A 20033-nucleotide genomic window follows, 5' to 3' on the forward strand; every position below is an offset into this window, starting at 1 on the left:
GTCGATCTAGGCAAATGAAGAGAACAGGAGCGTGGTTTTAATGAAGAAAAGCATTTCCGTAGAGAGCCTGATTGAGAGCCTCGACATTTCACGAGAACGTTTTGAACAGTGGGTAAAGACCAATATCCATGAGAACGAGGCCGAGACGGAACATGCTGAACCGGATATCCTGTTCTTCGATCTTCACTCGCCAGCGATTCAACGCAACAAAAGCCTGATGACGGGAACCGGTTATTAAATCGATTCCGATCAACAAGCTGATTTTGTTCCACACGGAGAACAGCCCTTTCTAACCCCATTATTTACTCATAGAGCGTTCCGCCCGAATAAATGCGATAAATCTCCGAGATTCCTCCGTCGTTAATTTCCTCCCGTCAATGGTGAAATTAAACTGCTCCAGCAATTTCTCGTCTGACAGTTCCAAATCGTCAACAAAATCTCGTATATTCGGTTCAAGATCGCGGTTCGGTTCGTCTGTACGCCCAAGAAGATAGTCGATGGAAATGGAGAAAAAGTCGGCGATCTTATTTAAGGTGTCAGAGTCCGGTTCTCTGCGATTTTTTTCATAATGGGAGAGAGCCGCACGTGTGATCCCTAATTTCGCTGATAGATCTTCCTGCGTCATACTCCGTTTTTCTCGCTGCAGTGCGATCCGGTCGCCTCTGTGAGCCATCCGTGATACCTCCTGTGATTTTCGCATTAATATTTATGCATTTATATTATATCAATACATTAATTTACACTCCACTCTATATTTATACTCAAAACCTCTTGACTAGATACATTTCGTATCGTAAAGTGAAACTAGGTTATGATACAAACTGTATCCGAGGTGAAGAGAAGTGTCGAAAATAAAGCGAGCAGGTGACTCTTTATCAGGATTCCCTTTGTACCTCCGGCTGGGAATCGAAAAAGTCGGAATTTTGGATGTAAAATTAAAGGATGCTCTCATTCGTGTAGTGGAGTTTCGGACGAATGAGATGATTTTTGTTACTCCTTTGAGGCTGCCTGTAGGAGACAAGGTTCGCTATGGACTTGGCGGCATGTTTGCTGATCATCATATGAAAGGCTGCGCGATTTTGGTTGAAAGGAGCGAGGCTAAGGAAGGCTTCTACCAATACCGCTTGGTTCTGCAAACGGACGTTTGCCATCCTATCGACCTTTTGCGACTTGTTAATCGCGAAGCAAATGCTCAAAATCCATTATATCGGGACGCGGTACGGCAATACCGAAAAACAGGATTGGTATCGAGTCGAAATCGAATGGCCTTCCCTTAATATTCTCGACTGTTTCTAATGGAAATCCTCTCATCGTCCGGGTGAAGAGGATTTTTCTTTGTTCAAAAGCGCAAACGTTTGCCTATTCTGACGCTTATCTCTTTTCATGCGGATGATCAATTTTTACAATTCGAAAAAATCCTCGTTTCACATGTGAAACTTACCTCTTGCTTCCAGGTAATACATGAGGAATGTGGATTTATTGTGTCTTTCTATTAGGCGAGATGTTCACGCTCGTTATGTTTGGTTCGCCCAAACATGTAGTCAACCGATACTTGGAACAGGTCGGCAAGATTGATGAGCGTCTCATAATCAGGCGTTCTGCGGTTCTTTTCATAGTGGGAAAGGGCAGAACGAGAAATGCCCAGTTTATGCGCCAATTCTTCCTGCGTGAAACCGTAATGCTCACGCAATAATGTGATGCGATCTCCACAGTTTATCATAGTGCGCTCCTTTACATGAGGGATTTTCGCGATCTGTCCAAAAAATGGAAGCGTTTGTAAAATGATTGAATGTTCCAATTGATACAAATTGTATCACATCTATCATAGAGGATTTTAACTAAAAAGGAAAGGGGAAAATGAGAAACAGTTGAGAAAAAAGTTGGAACACCACCATTCCTTTCTGTAAAGGGGAATTATTACATCTGAGTGTGACGATTTCAAAAAAGTTATTATTCAAAATTTTCCGTCAAATGTCGAAAATCATTGTATGGAGGGATTTTATGGAATAATATAGTTGGTGCTTCCAGAAAAATAAAAAGGAGAGGAACTAACGTAGAATGAAAAAATCACTCCGAAAGAAGGTCATGTCGAAAATCATTGTCCCGGTTGCAACGGTTGTGGCTGTATTGGCGGCAGGCGGAAATGCCAGCATGGCGGTAGGCAATGGCGTTGAAGCAGATCAAGGCAAAGTTGGCGCAGCAGGTAATTGGGCGCTGCTGAATGGCGCTTACGAGGATTGGAGTCAGCAGGAGATCCCTTTCGGAAAACGTTCCTATTTTCTCACACCATGGCGATCCTATATGGATACCCGCAGCGCAACAGCATGGAATAACGTGCTGGGTATCAATTTCAACGTTACAAGCAAGGAAGCGGCAACTGCTGCTCAAGTACTGAAGGAAGCCGGTATCCGTTCCGCCCGTGTTGAAATCGGCTGGGGCTCCGTCTCTTATGCGGATGAAACCAAGCTGGTTGATCCTGAAAGCACAAGGGCGGTTATTACCGCTTTGAAGAATGCCGGTATTCGTCCTCTCATTCTGCTAAATGCAAATTCCGGTTTGCCTGCTCCCAATCAAAAGATGAGAATCCAATTGACTCGGGCCGCCAAAAAAGGGGACCGAGTGATCTACTTGAGTGATGTCCAGCAAATTAAACCGTACTATACAGGGCTGCAGAATATGGCATATCAGACCATGTATCCGGTCATAACAAAAGTAGATGCCGCGACCGGACAAGCTACCCTTTCAGCTCCCTTGCCTAAGGATTTGCCAGTGGGAAATGTTGATTTGACGAAATTGAAATATCAACCTTTTTCCGGTAAAACATATGCGGATGGGACAAGCAATCCCGCTGCCCAGGAAACTCTGGACGGCTGGCTCCGCTATGTGAAAACCGTAACGGGATTTGTCCGCGACGTTCTTGGGACTACGGGAAAAACGGATGCCGGATTTGATGTCGAGGTCTGGAATGAGCTTTCTTTTGGCAGCCAGTTCACGAAGATTGAAAATTATTATGATCCGAAGCCGGTCTTTTCCCAGCCGATTCGTTATGAAGAGAACGGAAAAAAAGTGGAGGGCGTCGAAACCATCCTTCCTCTCACCATCCAATACATTCGCAATCCGCAAAATAAACTTCCCGGCGTCAAAGTGATTAACGGCTTTTCCAATCAGCGGCCATGGGATAACGGGGCAGATTTGTGGAATGGGCAAACGGGCTTCAGCCGACATTATTATACCGGTTACAGTTCTAAGGATTCTTATATCAGTGTGACAAAAGCCGATGCTACGAAAAACCTTTTGGACGCTGGGGAAACGGGATATGTGCCAGAGTTTGTGAGTGCATTTCCAGAGAGTTGGTTTTATGCGTCCACGACGGAGAATATCGTTCGAGATTTGCAGCCTTTCCCCAATCTATTTGACAATCATTACCGTTACTCGAATCCGGGCGACGGGCATCAGGCGGAAGTCTGGATGACGGAGACTAACTTTTACCGCAAGGATTTCGCTCAAGATGTAAGCTCGGCATCCGGGAAACCGATAAGCGATCCGGCGATATCCAACCTGATGCAGGATATTGCAGCCAAAGCGGCTCTACGAATATTCACCTTCTATGGCCATAAAGGAATCAACACGGTTGAGCTTTACGCCGCAAAATCAAAGGACAGTGAATTTTCCTTTTTGCCAGAAGCTTTTTATAACGAATTATCGAAATCAAACGGCACTCTTACAGCAGGCGTCCGAAATACCGCGGGCAAACAGTGGGAAGCGATCCACAACGTTACTCGCCTCATGTCCCAGGGAGTACCGATCACGAATGTGCGTGATTTGAAAGTGGAGCGGGTGGAGGAATTCAATCCTCAGGTTGTCCTGCAGGGAGATGGTACAGCGGATCACCCCACTCTTTACAATCGGGATGACTTGGCTGTCTTGCCGTATCAGTTGGACGATAACAAGTACGCGATCGGTTATTATGTCGTTACGAGGGATCTGACGAAATCTTATAAACCTGAAGAAAATGTCCTGAAGTCCGACCGTTACGATATGCCGGAGCAAAAGTTCCGGGTAACCCTTTCTAACCTTGTCGGCAAGAATGCGAATGTCTATGTGTACGATCCCTTGACGGACAAAAAGCTTCCTGTTGAGAACGTTCAAGGTGGCAGCGATACGCTTACTGTGGATTTGGGCACCGTGGATTACCCCCGTTTTCTCATGGTGGAAGAAAAGACGGATGGGCCCCTCATTATGGATTCAGTCCTGTCAAGCGCGCAAGGTGGCGCCGGAGCTACCCTTTCCTTCGTTCCCAATGTAGACGGCACCGCCAAAATCACGTGGGGTAGCTATCCTCAGCGGACAGGGGGCACTTTTACAGAGAAGGCCTATAAAGACGAACGGTTTACGGAGCCGCTTAATGAGAAAGATATCGGACTCATCCAGTACAATAAAACTCTCTCCTCGCGCAAGGGATCTTACCGATGGACAGGCACGATTACACCGGATAAGGACGACACTTATACCTTCATCATAAATTCGGACAGCAGCAAGCATGAACTGAAAATCGGAAATCAAACCGTGATCCCCTTGAATACTGGATTAAAAAGCGGCCAGGTCTTTTTGAAGGCTGGAACGACTTACAATCTCACTCTTTCCTACAGCCTATATAATGACAATCCTCATTCTATGTCTTTATTTTGGGCTTCCAATGATCAGCCGAGACAAGCGGTTTCTCCTTCGGATAACTCGCTGCAAATGGTTCAATTGAAAGTGGAGAAGGGGAAAAAGGCGGTTGTGCGGATTCCAAAACTTAGCGTAGGCGAAGGCGTGAAAATACAACTACAGCATCAGGGTCCAATTACCAAGTTTCCGCAATGGGATTACGATGTGAGTGGAGTGAAGTGGAAATAACGTAAGGAAAAAGGAAAGAGGCGAAAGCCTCTTTTTTTTGTTTATATATGCGTATTTATTTACGCATCCCTAGCAATCTTATCTATTGAAACGCTTACGAGAAACGCTGTCACAAATTAGAAGCATTTTCATCCGGGAAATTAAGTATAGCTTCTTCAAGCGAAGCACATTTTGAAAGCCTTTCCGTAAAAAAAATCACAGACATTTGCGAAAAACCGATTGACATGATACGAAATGTATCATAAAGTAAAAGATATAAAAGATACGTAATGTATCAAAACGTTAGGTTGGGTCCTATAAAACTCACAATGAGTCGTATCCTAACAATACTGGAGGTAAAATATGGAAATTAAACAATATTGGGGTATTGTGAAGAAACGTATATGGCTCATTCTTTTGATCGTCACCATCGCTCCTATAACAAGCTGGTATTACACAAATAAGTACATTACTCCTATCTACACCGCATCCAGTAAAGTGATCGTGAATAAAGTCAGCAGTGGAGATTACGGTCAAGAACAGATGGATATGGGTGCACTTGCAACGAATATCGCGATTACGACCACATACCGAGAAATCATTTTATCGACTGCGGTTATGGATAAAGTCGTGCAGCAATTTCCCGAATTGAACGTATCCTCGAAAAGTCTTCTGCATATGGCTCATGTCGATGTGTTAACCCGGACGCCGGTTATGGTGATTTCAGTAAATGCTACTGATTATAAATGGGCGGCTACAGCCGCAAACGCCATTGTCACGGTTTTCAAGAACGAAGTCCCTTCTTTGATGAAGATCGATAATATTTTCATCTTGAGTGAAGCCTCCTTGAATGATCACGCTGCTCCCATCAACGACAACATGAAACAGAATGTCATCCTCAGCTTCATGGTTGCGCTGCTTTTCTCCATCGGCATCATTTTCCTCTGGGAGTACATGGATACCCGGTTGAAGAACGAAGAGGACGTCTCCAACTTGTTCGGAGTTCCGGTGCTGACGGTAGCAGCCAAACTAAACCCAAAAGATTTCCAGCCTCAAACGAGGAAAAGCGGGAGAGTAGGTGAAGCGCAATATGCAACAGCAAACCGATAAAAGCCTGATTTTAATGGATACCAATCCCGAGTCGCCCTATAGCGAAGCCTACCGCAAGCTGCGTACCAATATCGAGTTTTCCTCTGTGGGCAAGGATGTAAAGGTGCTGATGTTTACTTCGTCCCAGAAAGGTGAAGGGAAGACCCATACCGCGGTGAATCTGGCCGTATCTCTGGCACAAGCAGGGAAACGCACGATACTGGTCGATGCGGATCTCCGGGCCCCTAGCGTACACCGGTATTTTGCACCGAACAATCTCAGCGGATTGGCTAACTATTTGGCCATGCAAATTCCGTTAGAACAAATCATAATGGACACCCACATTCCTGGTCTTGCCCTCATTCCCGCCGGTGCCACCCCACCCAATTCAGCAGAGCTGTTGACTATGCGGAGAATGGATGCCCTGCTGGATATCTTGAAGGAAAAGTATGACATGGTCATCATCGATACTCCTCCGATTTTGAAAGTCGCTGACGCACAAATCGTTGCAGCTCGGGCAGACGGAGTCCTCCTGGTGGTCGAATACGGCAAAATCAAGCAGGAGTGGGCCAAGAAAGTGAAGACTAGTTTGGCTCAAGTAAATGCGAATCTCTTGGGGATCGTGATCAATAAGGCAAATCGCTCCGATTTCGATGCCACTGCTTATTACGGGGCTGCTCGCTAATCTCTGAAAATCAATTCTATCTATTATTCTTGATTGGCTCATAAGGTGATGCCTACTTACCTTTATCAATGTAGGCACTCGACCATGCTGTGGGTTTCGCAGACCTTAGACGTTAATCGTCGGTGGTGTGGTGTGAGGGCGGGTTTGATGCCCTTCTATAAATAAAGTGATATGAAATCGTAAAAAAGATAGTTATGCCGCTTTGCATAGAGCAAGTCGGTATAGCTATTTTTTTTACATCATCGCTTACGACAGATGATTGACTGCCGCCGCCATTCTATCTACCACTATTATCGCAAGGGAGGAGATCCAACTGATGAAGACCGTAAAAAAAGCCATCATTCCAGCTGCTGGCTTGGGGACTCGATTTTTGCCGGCCACTAAGGCGATGCCGAAAGAAATGCTCCCCATTATCGACAAGCCTACCATCCAATACATTGTGGAAGAGGCGATCGAATCGGGCATTGAAGACATCATTATCGTAACGGGAAAAGGGAAACGCGCCATTGAAGATCACTTTGATCACGCTTTTGAGTTAGAAGCCAAGCTGGAGGAAGGCGGAAAACTAAAGCTTTTGGAGGAAGTTCAACGCTCTTCTAGGGTCGATATCCACTACATCCGCCAAAAAGAACCGAAAGGCTTGGGTCATGCGGTTTGGTGCGCAAGACGCTTCATCGGCGACGAGCCCTTTGCCGTTCTGCTCGGTGACGATATTGTCGTAAGCGAGCCGCCTTGCCTCAAACAATTGATTGACCAATACGAGACGACGTTCTCCTCAGTCATCGGGGTGCAGCCGGTATCGGATGCGGAAACCCAGCGCTATGGCATCGTCGATCCGATCTATCGGGATGGCAGTCTCTACAAGGTGCGTAATTTCGTGGAGAAGCCGGCTCTCGGTAAAGCACCTTCGAACTTGGCGATCATGGGCCGCTACGTACTGACGCCGGAAATCTTCGATTTTCTTGAAATGCAGGAAACTGGAGCCGGTGGTGAGATTCAATTGACCGATGCCATCGGTCGGCTCAATGAAGTGCAAAACGTTTTTGCTTACCACTTTACAGGACGCCGTTACGACGTAGGCGAGAAGTTGGGATTCATCCTCACTACATTGGATTTTGCTTTGAAGAACAATGAACTGCGCGAGCCGCTGCTTCATGCAATGGAACAATTAATTGCTAGAGACAATATGCCAAAAGTGATTGGTTAAAAAGGGGCGTAGAACATGCGGAATATATCCATGGAAGCTGAAGCGTTGAATAACCGGTCCTACTATGCCGAGCAGCCAAGGGCACGAGTTTATCCGCTCCTTCAATCCAATCAACACAAATGGTACAGCTTCAGCAAGCGAGTACTGGATATAATCAGCGCTTTTTTCGGACTTATTGCACTCGTCCCTCTTTTCCTTGTGCTTGCCATCCTGATCAAACGGGAAGATCCGAAAGGAAAAGTCTTCTTCAAACAGATCAGGGTCGGGAAAGATGGAAGAACCTTTTACATGTACAAATTCCGTTCCATGGTCTCTAATGCGGAGGAACTGTTGGCGGATCTGACTGATCAGAATGAAGTGGAAGGCGCTATGTTCAAAATGAAGAACGATCCGCGCATAACAAAAATCGGAAAGTTCATCCGCAAAACAAGCATCGATGAGCTCCCCCAACTTTGGAATGTTTTGAAAGGCGAGATGAGTCTCGTTGGACCCAGGCCGCCTTTGGATCGGGAAGTTGCTGAATATACGAGCTATGACAAGCTGCGCCTCTTGGTCACTCCCGGCTGCACAGGCTTGTGGCAGGTCAGCGGCCGCAACAGCTTGAGCTTTCAACAGATGGTCGAACTGGACCTCAAATATATTCAGGAGAGAAGTTTATTTCTTGACCTGAAGCTTTTAATCAAGACGGTATGGATCGTGGTTTCTCCAAACAGCGCTTACTGATCCAGCCGGGAAGGGGTTTTCTGATGAAGGTTACCGTAATGGGTACGGGATATGTCGGCTTGACTACCGGCGTATCCCTCGCGCATCTAGGGCATCAAGTCGTTTGCGCGGATATCGATGAAAGAAAAATTGCAAAGCTTTCCGCGGGCGTTGCCCCTTTTTACGAACCGGGATTGGAACAGATGTTGGAAATGGTGCAGGAGCAGTTGGAGTTTACGACTTCCATCAAGGAAGCCGTCGCCAATGCGGAAGTGGTTTTTTTGGCAGTCGGGACGCCGGCTTATCCGGACGGATCGCCAAATTTAGAATACTTGCATGAAGCTTTTAATCAGACGGTGCGTTCGATTAAGAATAAAACCGAACAGACGGTGATCGTGAATAAAAGCACGGTGCCGGTTGGAACCGCCGATGAATTCGCTGCGATCATCGCATCGGAAGGTTTGGCTGATCGTGTAGTCATGGCCAGCAATCCGGAATTTTTAAGACAAGGACGGGCGCTGACCGATACTCTTTATCCGGACCGGATCGTCGTCGGTGGCAGTGAACCTGCCGTACAAACCCTCCGCAGGCTCTATCAGCCGCTTATTGACCAAAGCTTTTCGGAACCCCCTGGCATGAAACGGCCGAAAGAATTAGCTCAAGTCCCCTTTATCGCAGTCGACATCCGTAGCGCTGAGCTCGCGAAATATGCGGCAAACGCTTTTCTCGCTATGAAGATCAGCTTCATTAATGAGATTGCCAATGTATGTGATCTTGTCGGTGCGGATGTAACCCGAATCGCGCGGATTATCGGCGAAGACCCGCGGATTGGTCCATCCTTTTTGCAGGCGGGCATCGGGTATGGCGGCAGCTGCTTCCCCAAGGATACCCGGGCTTTGCGGTATATAGCCGATACCAATGGGTATGATTTTAAGCTGCTCTCTGCTGTCATTGAAGTCAACAATGCGCAGAAATATAGGTTGATCGATAAGCTGAAGCAGGAATTGGGGGCGTTAGCCGGTAAAAAGATCGCCGTCTTGGGCCTCACATTTAAGCCGGGAACCGACGACTTACGAGATGCTCCCAGCCTGACGATTATTCAGGAACTTGCGTTACAAGAAGCAGTGGTCTACGCTCACGATCCCGTAGCTATGGAGATAGCAAAACCGCATCTTCCGGAAAACGTCATTCTGGATGCGAATCTGTTGAATGTTCTGAGTCAGGCGGATGCCGCTGTATTGCTGACCGAATGGCCGGAATACCGGACTCTCGACCCGGAATGGCTGCTGCATACGATGAAGCGGCCGCTCTTAATCGACGGGCGTAACGCTTATGAGGAGTCGAAACGCGACGATTTGGAATATCGGGGGATCGGCTTAAGCAACAAAAAGGGCGAGCCGGTTACCTTGTGAGATTGAATGATCGAAAGCTTCCCGGAGGGGATGTCATGAAAGTCGGAATCGTCATGCCGCTTGCTGAACAGCGTGGCGGAGCAGAGCTCATGCTGCTCCATCTGCTTAAGGCAAACCGGGAAGCGGAGAAAGTTGAGTACAGCTTGGCTTTTCTGGAACACGGACCTTTGGTGCAGCAGGCGCAAGATTTAGGTTATTCGGTAGCGGTTTATCCTGCAGGCCGGTTGCGCAGTCTTTGGTCATTTGCTAAAACGGCTGTCGCTTTATTCCGTTGGATGAAACGGGAGAAGCTGCAACTGGTGATGTCCTGGATGGGAAAAGCGCATCTCTATGCATCAGTCGGTGCGGTTGCCGCGGGTATTCCCGCTGTTTGGTGGCAGCATGGTTTGGCCAAGAAGGGTTGGAGCGACTGGTTGATCAGCAGGCTGCCGGCTAAGCTTATTCTTAGCTGCTCCGAGACAGCCGCCGCAGCGCAGCGCAAGGTATCGCCCCGGATGACAATCCGGGTTGTTTATCCGGCCGTAGAGTTGCAGCGGTTTGATCCCGGAAAGCTGCCCAATCGGCAGGAAGCCAGGAGACGCTTGGACTTGCCGGAAAACGCCAAAATCGTCGGCACGGTCGGAAGACTGCAGAGATGGAAGGGCATGCACCAATTGATTGAAGCAGCTGGGTTAGCCGTCCGCGAATGCCCCGATTTGTATGTCGTGATCGTGGGTGGAGAGCATTTTTCCGAGCCTGATTATCCCGAAGAACTGCGGCAGCTTGCCCGTAGGGCAGATATTGCGGATAAAGTTCTCTTTGCCGGCCAGCAGCAGGATGTTCCGCTGTGGATGCAGGCTTTTGATGTATTTGTGCACTGTTCTACCGGAACGGAACCATTCGGCATGGTGGTCATTGAGGCGATGGCGCTTGGCAAAGCGGTCGTCGCTTCGCAAAAAGGCGGTCCTATGGAAATAATCGAGCCGGGCGAAAGCGGCCTATTGGTAGATATGAATAACGCATCCGCCTTATCGGAGTCTATCGCCGCCATTTTAAAATCTCCGGAACTTGAGGAAAAGTTAAGCAAGCAAGGAATCCTGCGTGCAGGATATTTCCATACAGGGCGCTTATCGGCGGAAACAGCCGCCATCCTTTCCGGAACGATACATCAAACGTATACCGAGCCTATGGAAGGGAGGATTCAAATGTAGATGAGAATGATGACTGGCGTCCTCCAAAAACCTTATGTAAAAGCAACCTGGATTACTCTCTTATCTGTTTATATCGCTTATTATCTTGGAACGGCAATGGTCTTGGAGCCATACCGGCTGCGCATGCTGCTGGCAATCGGACTGGGGCTTATTTTTTATGCCATCAGTTTAATAAAGCCAAACAAAGCCCTTATCGCGATGTTTATCCTGCTTCCCATCCTGGGCTTTATTCGCCGGGCACTTATTCCATTCGCCGGCTGGTCGGGCTTCGACCCAATCGTCGCTATTGTCCCTGGCATGGTTTGTTTTTTCGGGTTCAATTATTACTACGAGCGCTTCTTCCGCAAACAACTCGAACTGGATGACAGTAAGTTTTTTTCTTTGGTCCGCTGGCTGTTGTTCGTCCATATCATGCAGGTATTCAATCCCATGCAGGGCAGTTTATTGGCGGGAATGGCGGGAGCAATGTTCTATATAACCCCGCTGATGTGGATGACATTATCCCGGCAGCATTTTTCCGAAAAAATGATGATCCGCTTTATCAAAGTCATTCCTATTATCGCTTGCATATTGGCTTTATACGGATTGAAGCAGATTTACTTGGGATTTTACAGTTTTGAAATCACCTGGATGAACATGACGAACTACAGCTCGCTTAACGTCCAAGGCATGATGCGCGCCATTTCGACTTTCACGAGCGCTAACGAATATGCGCAGTTTTTATCCATATCTGCTGTTATCTGTTGGGCGTTCATGCTGAAAGCAAATTCCAGCAAGCTGCCATTCTTGCTGCCTCTCCCCTTGCTCTTCTATGCGATTTTCATGACCTCTCAGAGAGGCGCGGCGTTGACGACGATGATCGCAATTTCTCTATTGTCGATTTTGTCGGCTCGAACCCGAAAATCCCGGACGATTGTTACCATCGTGACTTTACTCATAACGACAGGCGCCTATATCGCGATTATCAATATCAATCCCAATGATAATGCATTGATCGCCCATCAGGTTGATGGACTCGCAAATCCTTTGGATGATGAGCATTCCACGGTCGGTTTGCACTGGAAAATAATAATGGATGGTTTCGTTCGAGGATTGACTAATCCTCTTGGTTATGGACTGGGCACAGGGTCAATAGCAGGCGCAAAGCTGGGTTCAGGGGTTATTGGCACGGAAGTCGATCTTACGAACATTTTAATATCGGATGGCATTATCGGGTTCGTTCTTTACTTCTTTATCATTGTAAAAGGTTTGAAATCCGCTTACAGGCTCTACAAATTGGATAATTCTCCGCTGTCCTTCGCGATTTGGGGAATCTTGATATCGACGATCGGCGGATGGTGCATCGGCGGCAATTACTCTACGGCGGCTTTGATTTGGATATGTATCGGTTATATGGACCGGGCTTATGTGAAAAAATCAAGAATCTATCAAGAGCAGGCGATGAAAGAATGATCACTGTCCTCATACCGACTTACCGCCGCGTTGACGATTTGCTGCGTTGTCTGGAGGGAATTCGTGCGCAAACCCGAATGCCTGACGAAGTGTTGGTTATCGTTCGTTATAACGATCATGACACTTTGGAGGCTCTAATAAAACTGGATTATCATGATTTGTCCCTCCGTGTGATCACGGTTGCCGTTCCCGGTCAAGTGGCTGCCTTAAACCGCGGACTTACGGAAAGCCGGGGAGACATCATTGCCATTACCGATGACGATACCATCCCGAAAAAGGATTGGCTGCAGCGCATCGAAAGCCATTTTCTGAGCGATCCTGCAGTAGGAGGAGTCGGCGGACGGGATTGGGTCCACGAGGGAAGCCGCATCTTATCGGAGTCGCGTCCGGTGGTCGGCAAAATCCAGTGGTTCGGGCGGGTTATCGGAAATCATCATCTTGGCGTCGGACCGGCGAGAGAAGTGGATTTGCTTAAGGGAGCCAACATGAGCTACCGCAGAGCGGCGATCCGCGGCAAATGGTTCGAAGAGAAGCTGAGGGGATCGGGCGCCCAGGTACACAACGATCTGGCTTTCAGTTATTCCGTAAAGCGATCGGGCTGGAAGCTCATCTATGATCCGTTGGTTGCCGTAGACCATTACCCGGCTCAACGCCATGATTCCGATAAGCGGAATCAATACAACGCTGTTTCTCATTTTAATATGGTTTACAACGAAACCGTCACCTTAAGCCGGCATATGGGCCTACTGCGTAGGATTATCTTCTTGGCTTGGTCGATACTCATCGGCACAGCTTCGTCGCCTGGCCTTGTGCAATGGGCGCGGCTCGCGGTAAAGCCTCATTCCCATGCAGGACGGAAGGTAGCGGTAGTGTGGAAAGGAAGAATTATCGGGTTTTATCACGGTTTGAAGATAGATCCGGGAAGCGGGTGAAGTCATGCGGATCTGTATCGTCACCCACAAATTCGTCAAAGGCGACGGCCAGGGCAGGGTGAATTACGAGATTCTCAAAGAAGCGGTCAAGCGGGACATTCAGCTGGAGTTGTATGCAACGGAGGTTGCAGAGGAGTTTCTTCGATACCCCAATGTGCATTGGGTGCAAATTCCGGTAAAAGGTTGGCCGACACAGCTTTTGAAAAATCAGATTTTTGCTTTGATCTCCAGTGTGCTGTTGCTGTTCAAGCGAAGGCATTACGATTTGGTGGTTATGAACGGATTTATCACCTGGTTATCAAGCGACATCAATGTTGTCCATTTCGTGCACAGCTCATGGATCAAATCCAAGGTGCATCCTTTCCGGTTGCGTAAAAACGGGTTTGGAGTTTACCAATTTCTTTTTACTTCCTTAAATAGCCTATTGGAAAAATGGGCTTATTCCCGTGCCCGGCGTCTGGTTCCCGTATCCGATAAGGTGAAGAAGGAACTGGTGGCCATCGGTTTGGCCGATCGGCCATTTGAAGTCATTTACAACGGGGTCAGCTTGGAAGAATTCCAGCCGATGGATGCCGAGCATCCGATAACGAGAGAGAGCTTGGGGCTTCACGGGACAGGGCTATTGGCGCTTTTTGTTGGGGATATCAAATCCCCCAGAAAAAATTTGGATTCCGTGCTGAAGGCGATGCAGCGGGTTCCCGATCTGCTGCTGGCAGTGGTTGGCGCCGACGGAGAAAGCCCTTATCCGACAATGGCGGAACGTCTTGGCTTATCCAAACGTGTCCAGTTTCTCGGTTACCGCCGGGACGTGGCCGACATTATGAAAACAGTCGACTTCTTCGTCTTTCCTTCCCGCTACGAAGCTTGTACCTTGGTGGTGCTGGAGGCGATGGCATCCGGCTTGCCTGTGATTACCTCCTACCAGTCGGGAGTCGCCGATCTGGTTTCGATGTCCGATCGGGATGGGGTGACAGCGGGGTTCGTTTTGGAGGATTCCGAGAACCGGACCGATCTGGCCAACCTGATGGTTTTTTTGAGCCAGGACGCAGATATGCGGAAGAAAATGGCAGAGCAAGCACGGCGGGTTGCGGAACAGTTCAGTTGGAGGATCATGGCTGAACGGTATTTGAACCTGTTTGAGCAGGCGGTATCCGAGAAGGATTCTCGCGGTGTCCGGGAGATGAAAACCATTTGAAGATAACGCTGCCCAGCGTACGGAGGTAAGCAATGGAGACGGGGAAAAAGCTTAGAATCTGCATGGTAGTCGGCGAAGAAATAGCAGGCCCCGGCGCCATCATTCCCGGAGGCATCGGCCAGTACACGCTGCGCTACTGCCGGATGCTCGCGGAAATGGGCCACGAGGTTACGATCGCTTGTTACTGCCAAAAGGAAGAGTTTGAGTTCCGCGAAGGCGGCATCCGGTATGCGGGCATATCCGGAGGCAAGCTTCCGTGGGGGCTTTATGTTTACAACTGGCTGCGTACCCAAAGATTCGACGTCATCGAATTCCCGGAATGGGGAGGCTACGGCGCGTACGCGGCATTGCTGCTGCGCCGCAAGTTCGGACGGATCATCACAAGAGGCCACGGACATAGCCTTTGGGTGCAGCGGGTTCACGGCAAACCGATCAAGAAAGGCCGGCAGCATGTGATGGAATGGCTGCAGTTGCATTTCAGCACAGGTATATTGGCGAATTCCGGCTTTTTGAAGGATTTATACTTGCAGGATTTCGGGTTGCGCGATAAAGCCGTGGATATTTGCCATATCGGAATAGACCGGAAGGCCATCGGTCAGGAAGACCGGGAAAAAGGGGACTATCAAGGCCCCGTGATGATCTATGTCGGCGGCTACGACCGCAGGAAGGGTCCCGTGGATCTCATCCGGATTCTTCAAGAGACCAATCTTTGCCAGGATGCCTTCAAGGTTCGGCTGATTATGGTGGGACAGGACACGCCAACCGGACCGAACGGCATGTCCTATAAGGAATATTGCATGCAAACGGCAAGAGAGCTGGGCGTGTATGAGCAGGTCGATTTCATGCCGGCAACTCCCCGCCAGCAATTGGCGCAAATCTATGGAAAAGCAAGCCTATTCGTCTCGGCTTCCCGGGCGGAAACGCTGGGGATTCCGTTTTTGGAAGCGATGAGTCTCGGACTTCCGGTTGTAACCTGGAGAACCGGAGCAGCTCCGGAACTCATTGTCGACGGGGAAACCGGATATTTATTGGAGTATGGCGAGATGTCCCAATTTGCCGAAAAGGCAGTTCGCATTTTTAAAGATCAGGATTTATGGCGCGCGTTTTCCGAGAATGCGGTGCGCAATGTCTCCCAACGTTTTTTGGAAGCGGATGTGCTGGACCGGCAAGTGGCTTGGTACCAGAATATTTGCGGATAACTTTAGGTCAGGTAAACGGAGGACTTGTATGAACGTATCGGTATGCATATGTACGCGAAACCGTCCGGAGGATTTGGCGAATGCTTTGAAATCGGTGCGGAAGTCCCGTTTTCCGATCCACCAGATTATCGTTTCAGACGACGGTACCGACAATCGGACAAAGGAGCTTGTTCTCGCGGATTTTCCTGAAGTGACTTACTTGGAGGGGCCGCGAAAAGGGCTTTGTCCAAACCGGAATAACGCGTTGCGGCATGTGACCGGAACCCATGTGTTGTTTATGGACGACGATGTATTGCTGGATCAGGAATTTTTCAACGAAATGGACCTTCGGCTGGCGGAATACGGCACGTACGACAATGTGATTGTTACCGGATTGGAGAAACGTAACGGATTTCTGGTCCATCCTCACGACCAATCTTTTCTCGGATTTCAGCGGAAGGCGTACAGCAACCGGGATGAGCTAAAGACGGTAGTGATCAACAGCACGCTTTTTCCGGCTGAGATGTTCAAGACCATCCGGTTTGACGAACAATTGGTGTACGGCTATGACGAGGTAGACATCACGACCAGAGCCTTTCACAGTCAATATCGGATCATCTTATGCGAGACGGCGGTCAATCAACATTTCCCTTCCCCTGTCAACCGCGATCTTTATCAGCCCTATACGGAAGCATCCCGCATTTACGTAACATTCAAACGGTACTATCACAGCGAAAACAAGCCGTGGAAAGGCATTGCTTTTTTAAGTGGCGCTTTGGCTCATGCCATGGCGTACGGACTGAAAAATAGCGGAGTGAAGGGGTTGTCCAAGGCGGCGTTCACTTGCAAAACGAGCCTAACCTATATCCGCAATTTACGAAAACAAGCGGCATAAGCGATAGAAAGGAGGTGGAGATTTTGGCGGTACCATTGACCGGGAAAATAATCGGTTTTGCCACTCAGGGAGCCGGCGGCGATGATGAGGCGCGGCTGAGGGCGTTGTTAAGTAAGCTTCCGGCGCAAATCTATCCCTTCGATAAAAAAAAGAAATGGAGGAACATCGGGGGTTTACTTAAAATGATCTCCAAGGAAAAGCCAGATTTGCTCATCATGGAAGGTACGGGCCTATTTGGTGGCATTGCGGTGCTTCTGGCCAAGCTTTTCAAAAAGATCCCGTATGTCGTAAGCAGCGGAGATTCCATTGCCCCCTTCATTCAAAAAAAGCGTCCGCTTCTAGCGCCGCTTTTTTCTTTATATGAAAAAAGATTGTATAAGCGCTCCATCGGGTTTATCGGGTGGACGCCTTATTTGGTGGGCAGAGCGTTGTCTTACGGAACGACCTTCGGGGTAACGGCGGCAGGATGGGCTCCGTTTGAGCTTGCAGAAGATGAGGCTCAAACGGCAAGATCCAGAGTACGTGAAACCTTCGGGATACCCGAAGACGCCATCGTCATCGGCATCGTCGGATCGTTGTCCTGGAACAAACGCATTGGTTATTGTTACGGCTACGAATTAATCCGAAGCATACAAAAAATGGTAAGGGACGACCTGTATGTCATGATCGTCGGTGATGGAACGGGAAAAGCGAAGCTTCAAGAGTTGGCCAGGGGACAGAAAAACATCATTTTTACGGGGCGCGTCAGCCGGGAAGAAGTTCCCGCTTATCTGGCCGCTTTCGATCTGGCCAGTTTGCCCCAGAGTGTCGATCAAGTCGGGAGCTTCCGGTATACGACCAAGGTCAGCGAATATTTGGCGGCCGGATTGCCCATTGTCACGGGCACGATCCCGATGGCTTATGATCTCACGGAGGTCGGATTTTATAAAATGATCGGGGGAACCCCTTGGTCAGATACGTATTGCAACCGGCTATCCGTATTCCTACAAACCATCGACCGCGCCGCGATCGCCGATAAATCCAGCCGGATTCCGCGAACGCTCCCCCTGTTCAATAAAGAAACCCAAGTCGAGCGTATTACCTCGTTTGTTCAGGATATTCTTCAGTCGCTGGCGGATGGAAATTGGCGCTCGGAGCCGCAAGAGGCAAAAGTCGAAGATTACGGCTATAGAGGTGTTTCCGCCAATGAATACAAGGAAGCTTAAAATTCGTGTCGCCCTAAAGCTGAACAAGTGGCTCCGCTTTATTCAATATTGGTCCGCGCAGCCTACCGGGGATAAAATCGATCCGACCGTAACCGTTGAAATCGGCAGCCGGGTATACCAGGATGTTTCCATCGGACGCAACACTTATATCGGCCACAATACGATGATCCAGTCCGGTACGATCGGTGCCTTTTGTTCCATCAGCTGGAATGTTACCATCGGCGCCGATGAGCATCCCCTCTCGGGCATCTCCAAGCATTTCTTTTGGTACACGACGGAAGCGAACCGGTTCAAGGGTCCGGGCGAACGGTGGAGCCAGATCAAACCGCCGCCAGTCATCGGCAACGATGTCTGGATCGGGGCGGGAGTCACGATTCTGCGCGGCGCGGTTATCGAAGACGGTGCCGTTATCGGCGCAGGCAGCGTCGTCTCTGGCCATATTCCCGCTTATTCCATCGCTGTCGGGATACCCGCCAAACCCATCCGCTTGCTGCACGACAAAGAAACCTGCGAGCAGATTGCCGGCACCCGCTGGTGGGAATGGGATGAGGTGAAGCTGCGGGAGGCAATCGAGTATTTTGACGATATTCCGGCCTTTTTGAACAAACATCCAGCAATACAGGAAAGCAGGTGAGTGGCATAAAGCGGCTTTTTATATCCGGTTTATTTGTAAACCTCCTTGTCATGGCCGTCAATTTCAGCACAGGCGTGATGAGCGCTCGCTTTCTAGGTCCATCCGGCAGAGGTGAATTGGCTGCCGTTACCCAATGGACGACATTAATCATCGGGTTATTTGCCCTTGGCATACCCGGCGCGGTTATCTACTTAGGCAAAACCATCGCCGAAAAAAGAGAAGAGTTGCTTGGAGCTTATCTGGTCATTGGCTTTCTAAGTGGGCTCGCGGGTATGGCCATCGGACAAGTGGTTGTCCCTCATTTGCTGAGCAGCTATCCGAAGGAAGTGGTTGTACTCACGCAGGTCAATCTCTTGATCATTCCGCTAACCGTCTTGACGGAAGGGTTATCCGGTACCCTGCAAAGCTTAAACAAATTTAGACTTCTGATGATCCAAAGGCTGATGGTTCCTTTTGGAGTGTTGCTGATTATCGTCATTCTGACTTTTATAGGATCGTACGACGTAAAAAGTTTCGTTATTGTCAATATGCTTTGGAGCGGAGCGCAAGCCATTCTTGTCCTGTCGTGGGTACTCCGCTATATCCGTCCGAAATTCATACATTTATGGAGCAATATCCGCAGCCTGCTGGGGAAAGGCATCCAAATCTATGGTCAATCCCTTGTCACGATATTCGGCGGTTCCCTTGATCAAATCGTGATCTCCTTGATGCTCTCTACTTATTATCTAGGGCTCTATACTGTGGCGGTAAGTACAGGCTTCATTATCCCCTCTATTATCATTGGATCGTTATACTTCTATTTGTGGCCGAAGCTGATGGATTTATCCGGAACCGCGCGGATTCGCCAAGCGGAGCGCACCCACAGCATTCTATTTTATGCGACCCTTGGCGCTTGCTCATTGGCCGCCGCCGCTTTTCCTTTCCTGATGCCTCTTGTTTACGGGCATGAATTTGCTCCGGCTGTCATCATGGGTGTCATCTTGTTATTCATTTCTCCGATTCGGGTTTGCAGCAATGTACTGTCCAACTTTCTCTCGTCGGAAGGGTGCTTTATCCATGTAAGTGGAGGCGAAGTGCTCGGGTTGGGCTTGAGCGTAGGCAGCATGTTCGTCTTGATGCCGCTTTTTGGAAGTATCGGCGCGGTTCTGGCCGTCGTGACGGCAACGATGGGAAAATGGCTGTATTTGCTGATTTGGTCAAAAAAGCGAGGCATCGAATGGAAAAACTTGTTCGTATTCTCGTTCAGAACCTATCTGGTTATGGCACAGAAGCTGCTGAGTAACGTGCGCAGCCGGTATCGCCGCGGGCAGGTTGAAGCCCATTAGTAAAAAGGATACTGCATTTCATACAAAGAGTAAGAGATAGCCAAATTATTGGAA

General features: G+C 48.8%; 18 protein-coding genes and 1 pseudogene. 17 read left to right on the forward strand and 2 right to left on the reverse strand.

The window, feature by feature from the left end; all coding sequences use genetic code 11:
• The first annotated feature begins 40 nt into the window (after nt 1–40).
• Entirely contained in the window at nt 41–238 is a 198-nt protein-coding gene (locus TJ79_RS24265; RefSeq protein ID WP_040952928.1) for a hypothetical protein, read from the forward strand.
• Between the two features lie 60 nt (nt 239–298).
• On the opposite strand, the gene TJ79_RS24270 is transcribed toward TJ79_RS24265, so the two are convergent.
• Complete coding sequence (locus tag TJ79_RS24270; RefSeq protein WP_040952929.1) at nt 299–673, reverse strand: helix-turn-helix domain-containing protein; 375 nt, start codon at nt 671–673, stop codon at nt 299–301.
• A gap of 169 nt (nt 674–842) precedes the next feature.
• On the opposite strand from TJ79_RS24270, the gene TJ79_RS24275 reads away from it, so the two are divergent.
• Nucleotides 843–1277: a hypothetical protein gene (locus TJ79_RS24275; RefSeq protein ID WP_155988023.1), complete on the forward strand. Its 435-nt coding sequence runs from the start codon at nt 843–845 to the stop codon at nt 1275–1277.
• A 239-nt stretch (nt 1278–1516) separates the two neighbouring features.
• Here TJ79_RS24275 and TJ79_RS24280 read toward each other — a convergent pair.
• Nucleotides 1517–1717 (reverse strand): annotated as a pseudogene (locus TJ79_RS24280) (helix-turn-helix domain-containing protein); the annotation flags it as partial.
• Nucleotides 1718–2058: 341 nt separating this feature from the next.
• Here TJ79_RS24280 and TJ79_RS24285 point away from each other — a divergent pair.
• From TJ79_RS24285 to TJ79_RS24355, 15 genes are all read left to right on the forward strand, one after another.
• Nucleotides 2059–4899, forward strand: coding sequence for a PA14 domain-containing protein (locus TJ79_RS24285; RefSeq protein ID WP_040952931.1), 2841 nt, complete (start codon nt 2059–2061; stop codon nt 4897–4899).
• A gap of 342 nt (nt 4900–5241) precedes the next feature.
• On the forward strand, nt 5242–5988 hold the full coding sequence (locus TJ79_RS24290; protein ID WP_040952932.1) for a YveK family protein: 747 nt from the start codon (nt 5242–5244) through the stop codon (nt 5986–5988).
• Entirely contained in the window at nt 5969–6652 is a 684-nt protein-coding gene (locus TJ79_RS24295; protein WP_040952933.1) for a CpsD/CapB family tyrosine-protein kinase, read from the forward strand. The genes TJ79_RS24290 and TJ79_RS24295 overlap by 20 nt, the downstream gene beginning before the upstream one ends.
• A gap of 316 nt (nt 6653–6968) precedes the next feature.
• Nucleotides 6969–7859: a UTP--glucose-1-phosphate uridylyltransferase GalU gene (gene galU, locus TJ79_RS24300; protein WP_040952934.1), complete on the forward strand. Its 891-nt coding sequence runs from the start codon at nt 6969–6971 to the stop codon at nt 7857–7859.
• A 15-nt stretch (nt 7860–7874) separates the two neighbouring features.
• A complete protein-coding gene (locus TJ79_RS24305; protein ID WP_040952935.1) occupies nt 7875–8582 on the forward strand; it encodes a sugar transferase in 708 nt (235 codons plus the stop codon).
• Between the two features lie 23 nt (nt 8583–8605).
• Nucleotides 8606–9973, forward strand: coding sequence for a UDP-glucose dehydrogenase family protein (locus TJ79_RS24310; RefSeq protein ID WP_040952936.1), 1368 nt, complete (start codon nt 8606–8608; stop codon nt 9971–9973).
• A 35-nt stretch (nt 9974–10008) separates the two neighbouring features.
• Nucleotides 10009–11163 (forward strand): glycosyltransferase, encoded by a 1155-nt coding sequence (locus TJ79_RS24315; RefSeq protein WP_052339954.1) that lies wholly within the window; start codon nt 10009–10011, stop codon nt 11161–11163.
• A complete protein-coding gene (locus tag TJ79_RS24320; RefSeq protein WP_040952937.1) occupies nt 11164–12615 on the forward strand; it encodes a hypothetical protein in 1452 nt (483 codons plus the stop codon).
• On the forward strand, nt 12612–13547 hold the full coding sequence (locus tag TJ79_RS24325) for a glycosyltransferase family 2 protein (protein ID WP_040952938.1): 936 nt from the start codon (nt 12612–12614) through the stop codon (nt 13545–13547). Before TJ79_RS24320 ends, TJ79_RS24325 begins: the two co-directional genes overlap by 4 nt.
• Before the next feature lie 4 nt (nt 13548–13551).
• A complete protein-coding gene (locus tag TJ79_RS24330) occupies nt 13552–14742 on the forward strand; it encodes a glycosyltransferase family 4 protein (RefSeq protein WP_052339956.1) in 1191 nt (396 codons plus the stop codon).
• Between the two features lie 32 nt (nt 14743–14774).
• On the forward strand, nt 14775–15941 hold the full coding sequence (locus TJ79_RS24335; RefSeq protein WP_040952939.1) for a glycosyltransferase family 4 protein: 1167 nt from the start codon (nt 14775–14777) through the stop codon (nt 15939–15941).
• 28 nt (nt 15942–15969) lie between these two features.
• Nucleotides 15970–16815, forward strand: coding sequence for a glycosyltransferase family 2 protein (locus TJ79_RS24340; protein ID WP_040952940.1), 846 nt, complete (start codon nt 15970–15972; stop codon nt 16813–16815).
• A gap of 23 nt (nt 16816–16838) precedes the next feature.
• Entirely contained in the window at nt 16839–18020 is a 1182-nt protein-coding gene (locus TJ79_RS24345; RefSeq protein ID WP_040952941.1) for a glycosyltransferase, read from the forward strand.
• Nucleotides 18001–18654 (forward strand): CatB-related O-acetyltransferase, encoded by a 654-nt coding sequence (locus tag TJ79_RS26380; RefSeq protein ID WP_052339958.1) that lies wholly within the window; start codon nt 18001–18003, stop codon nt 18652–18654. Before TJ79_RS24345 ends, TJ79_RS26380 begins: the two co-directional genes overlap by 20 nt.
• Complete coding sequence (locus TJ79_RS24355) at nt 18651–19979, forward strand: oligosaccharide flippase family protein (RefSeq protein WP_040952942.1); 1329 nt, start codon at nt 18651–18653, stop codon at nt 19977–19979. Before TJ79_RS26380 ends, TJ79_RS24355 begins: the two co-directional genes overlap by 4 nt.
• Nucleotides 19980–20033 lie beyond the last annotated feature (54 nt).

It is taken from the genome of Gorillibacterium massiliense, assembly GCF_000455485.1.
Lineage (GTDB): Bacteria > Bacillota > Bacilli > Paenibacillales > NBRC-103111 > Gorillibacterium > Gorillibacterium massiliense.

What these genes read in the sequence shown, in the direction of transcription:
- TJ79_RS24265 (WP_040952928.1), top strand. Translation starts at nt 41, where the DNA reads ATGAAGAAAAGCATTTCCGTAGAGAGCCTGATTGAGAGCCTCGACATT.
- TJ79_RS24270 (WP_040952929.1), bottom strand. Translation starts at nt 673, where the DNA reads ATGGCTCACAGAGGCGACCGGATCGCACTGCAGCGAGAAAAACGGAGT.
- TJ79_RS24285 (WP_040952931.1), top strand. Translation starts at nt 2,059, where the DNA reads ATGAAAAAATCACTCCGAAAGAAGGTCATGTCGAAAATCATTGTCCCG.
- TJ79_RS24290 (WP_040952932.1), top strand. Translation starts at nt 5,242, where the DNA reads ATGGAAATTAAACAATATTGGGGTATTGTGAAGAAACGTATATGGCTC.
- TJ79_RS24295 (WP_040952933.1), top strand. Translation starts at nt 5,969, where the DNA reads ATGCAACAGCAAACCGATAAAAGCCTGATTTTAATGGATACCAATCCC.
- galU (WP_040952934.1), top strand. Translation starts at nt 6,969, where the DNA reads ATGAAGACCGTAAAAAAAGCCATCATTCCAGCTGCTGGCTTGGGGACT.
- TJ79_RS24305 (WP_040952935.1), top strand. Translation starts at nt 7,875, where the DNA reads ATGCGGAATATATCCATGGAAGCTGAAGCGTTGAATAACCGGTCCTAC.
- TJ79_RS24310 (WP_040952936.1), top strand. Translation starts at nt 8,606, where the DNA reads ATGAAGGTTACCGTAATGGGTACGGGATATGTCGGCTTGACTACCGGC.
- TJ79_RS24315 (WP_052339954.1), top strand. Translation starts at nt 10,009, where the DNA reads ATGAAAGTCGGAATCGTCATGCCGCTTGCTGAACAGCGTGGCGGAGCA.
- TJ79_RS24320 (WP_040952937.1), top strand. Translation starts at nt 11,164, where the DNA reads ATGAGAATGATGACTGGCGTCCTCCAAAAACCTTATGTAAAAGCAACC.
- TJ79_RS24325 (WP_040952938.1), top strand. Translation starts at nt 12,612, where the DNA reads ATGATCACTGTCCTCATACCGACTTACCGCCGCGTTGACGATTTGCTG.
- TJ79_RS24330 (WP_052339956.1), top strand. Translation starts at nt 13,552, where the DNA reads ATGCGGATCTGTATCGTCACCCACAAATTCGTCAAAGGCGACGGCCAG.
- TJ79_RS24335 (WP_040952939.1), top strand. Translation starts at nt 14,775, where the DNA reads ATGGAGACGGGGAAAAAGCTTAGAATCTGCATGGTAGTCGGCGAAGAA.
- TJ79_RS24340 (WP_040952940.1), top strand. Translation starts at nt 15,970, where the DNA reads ATGAACGTATCGGTATGCATATGTACGCGAAACCGTCCGGAGGATTTG.
- TJ79_RS26380 (WP_052339958.1), top strand. Translation starts at nt 18,001, where the DNA reads ATGAATACAAGGAAGCTTAAAATTCGTGTCGCCCTAAAGCTGAACAAG.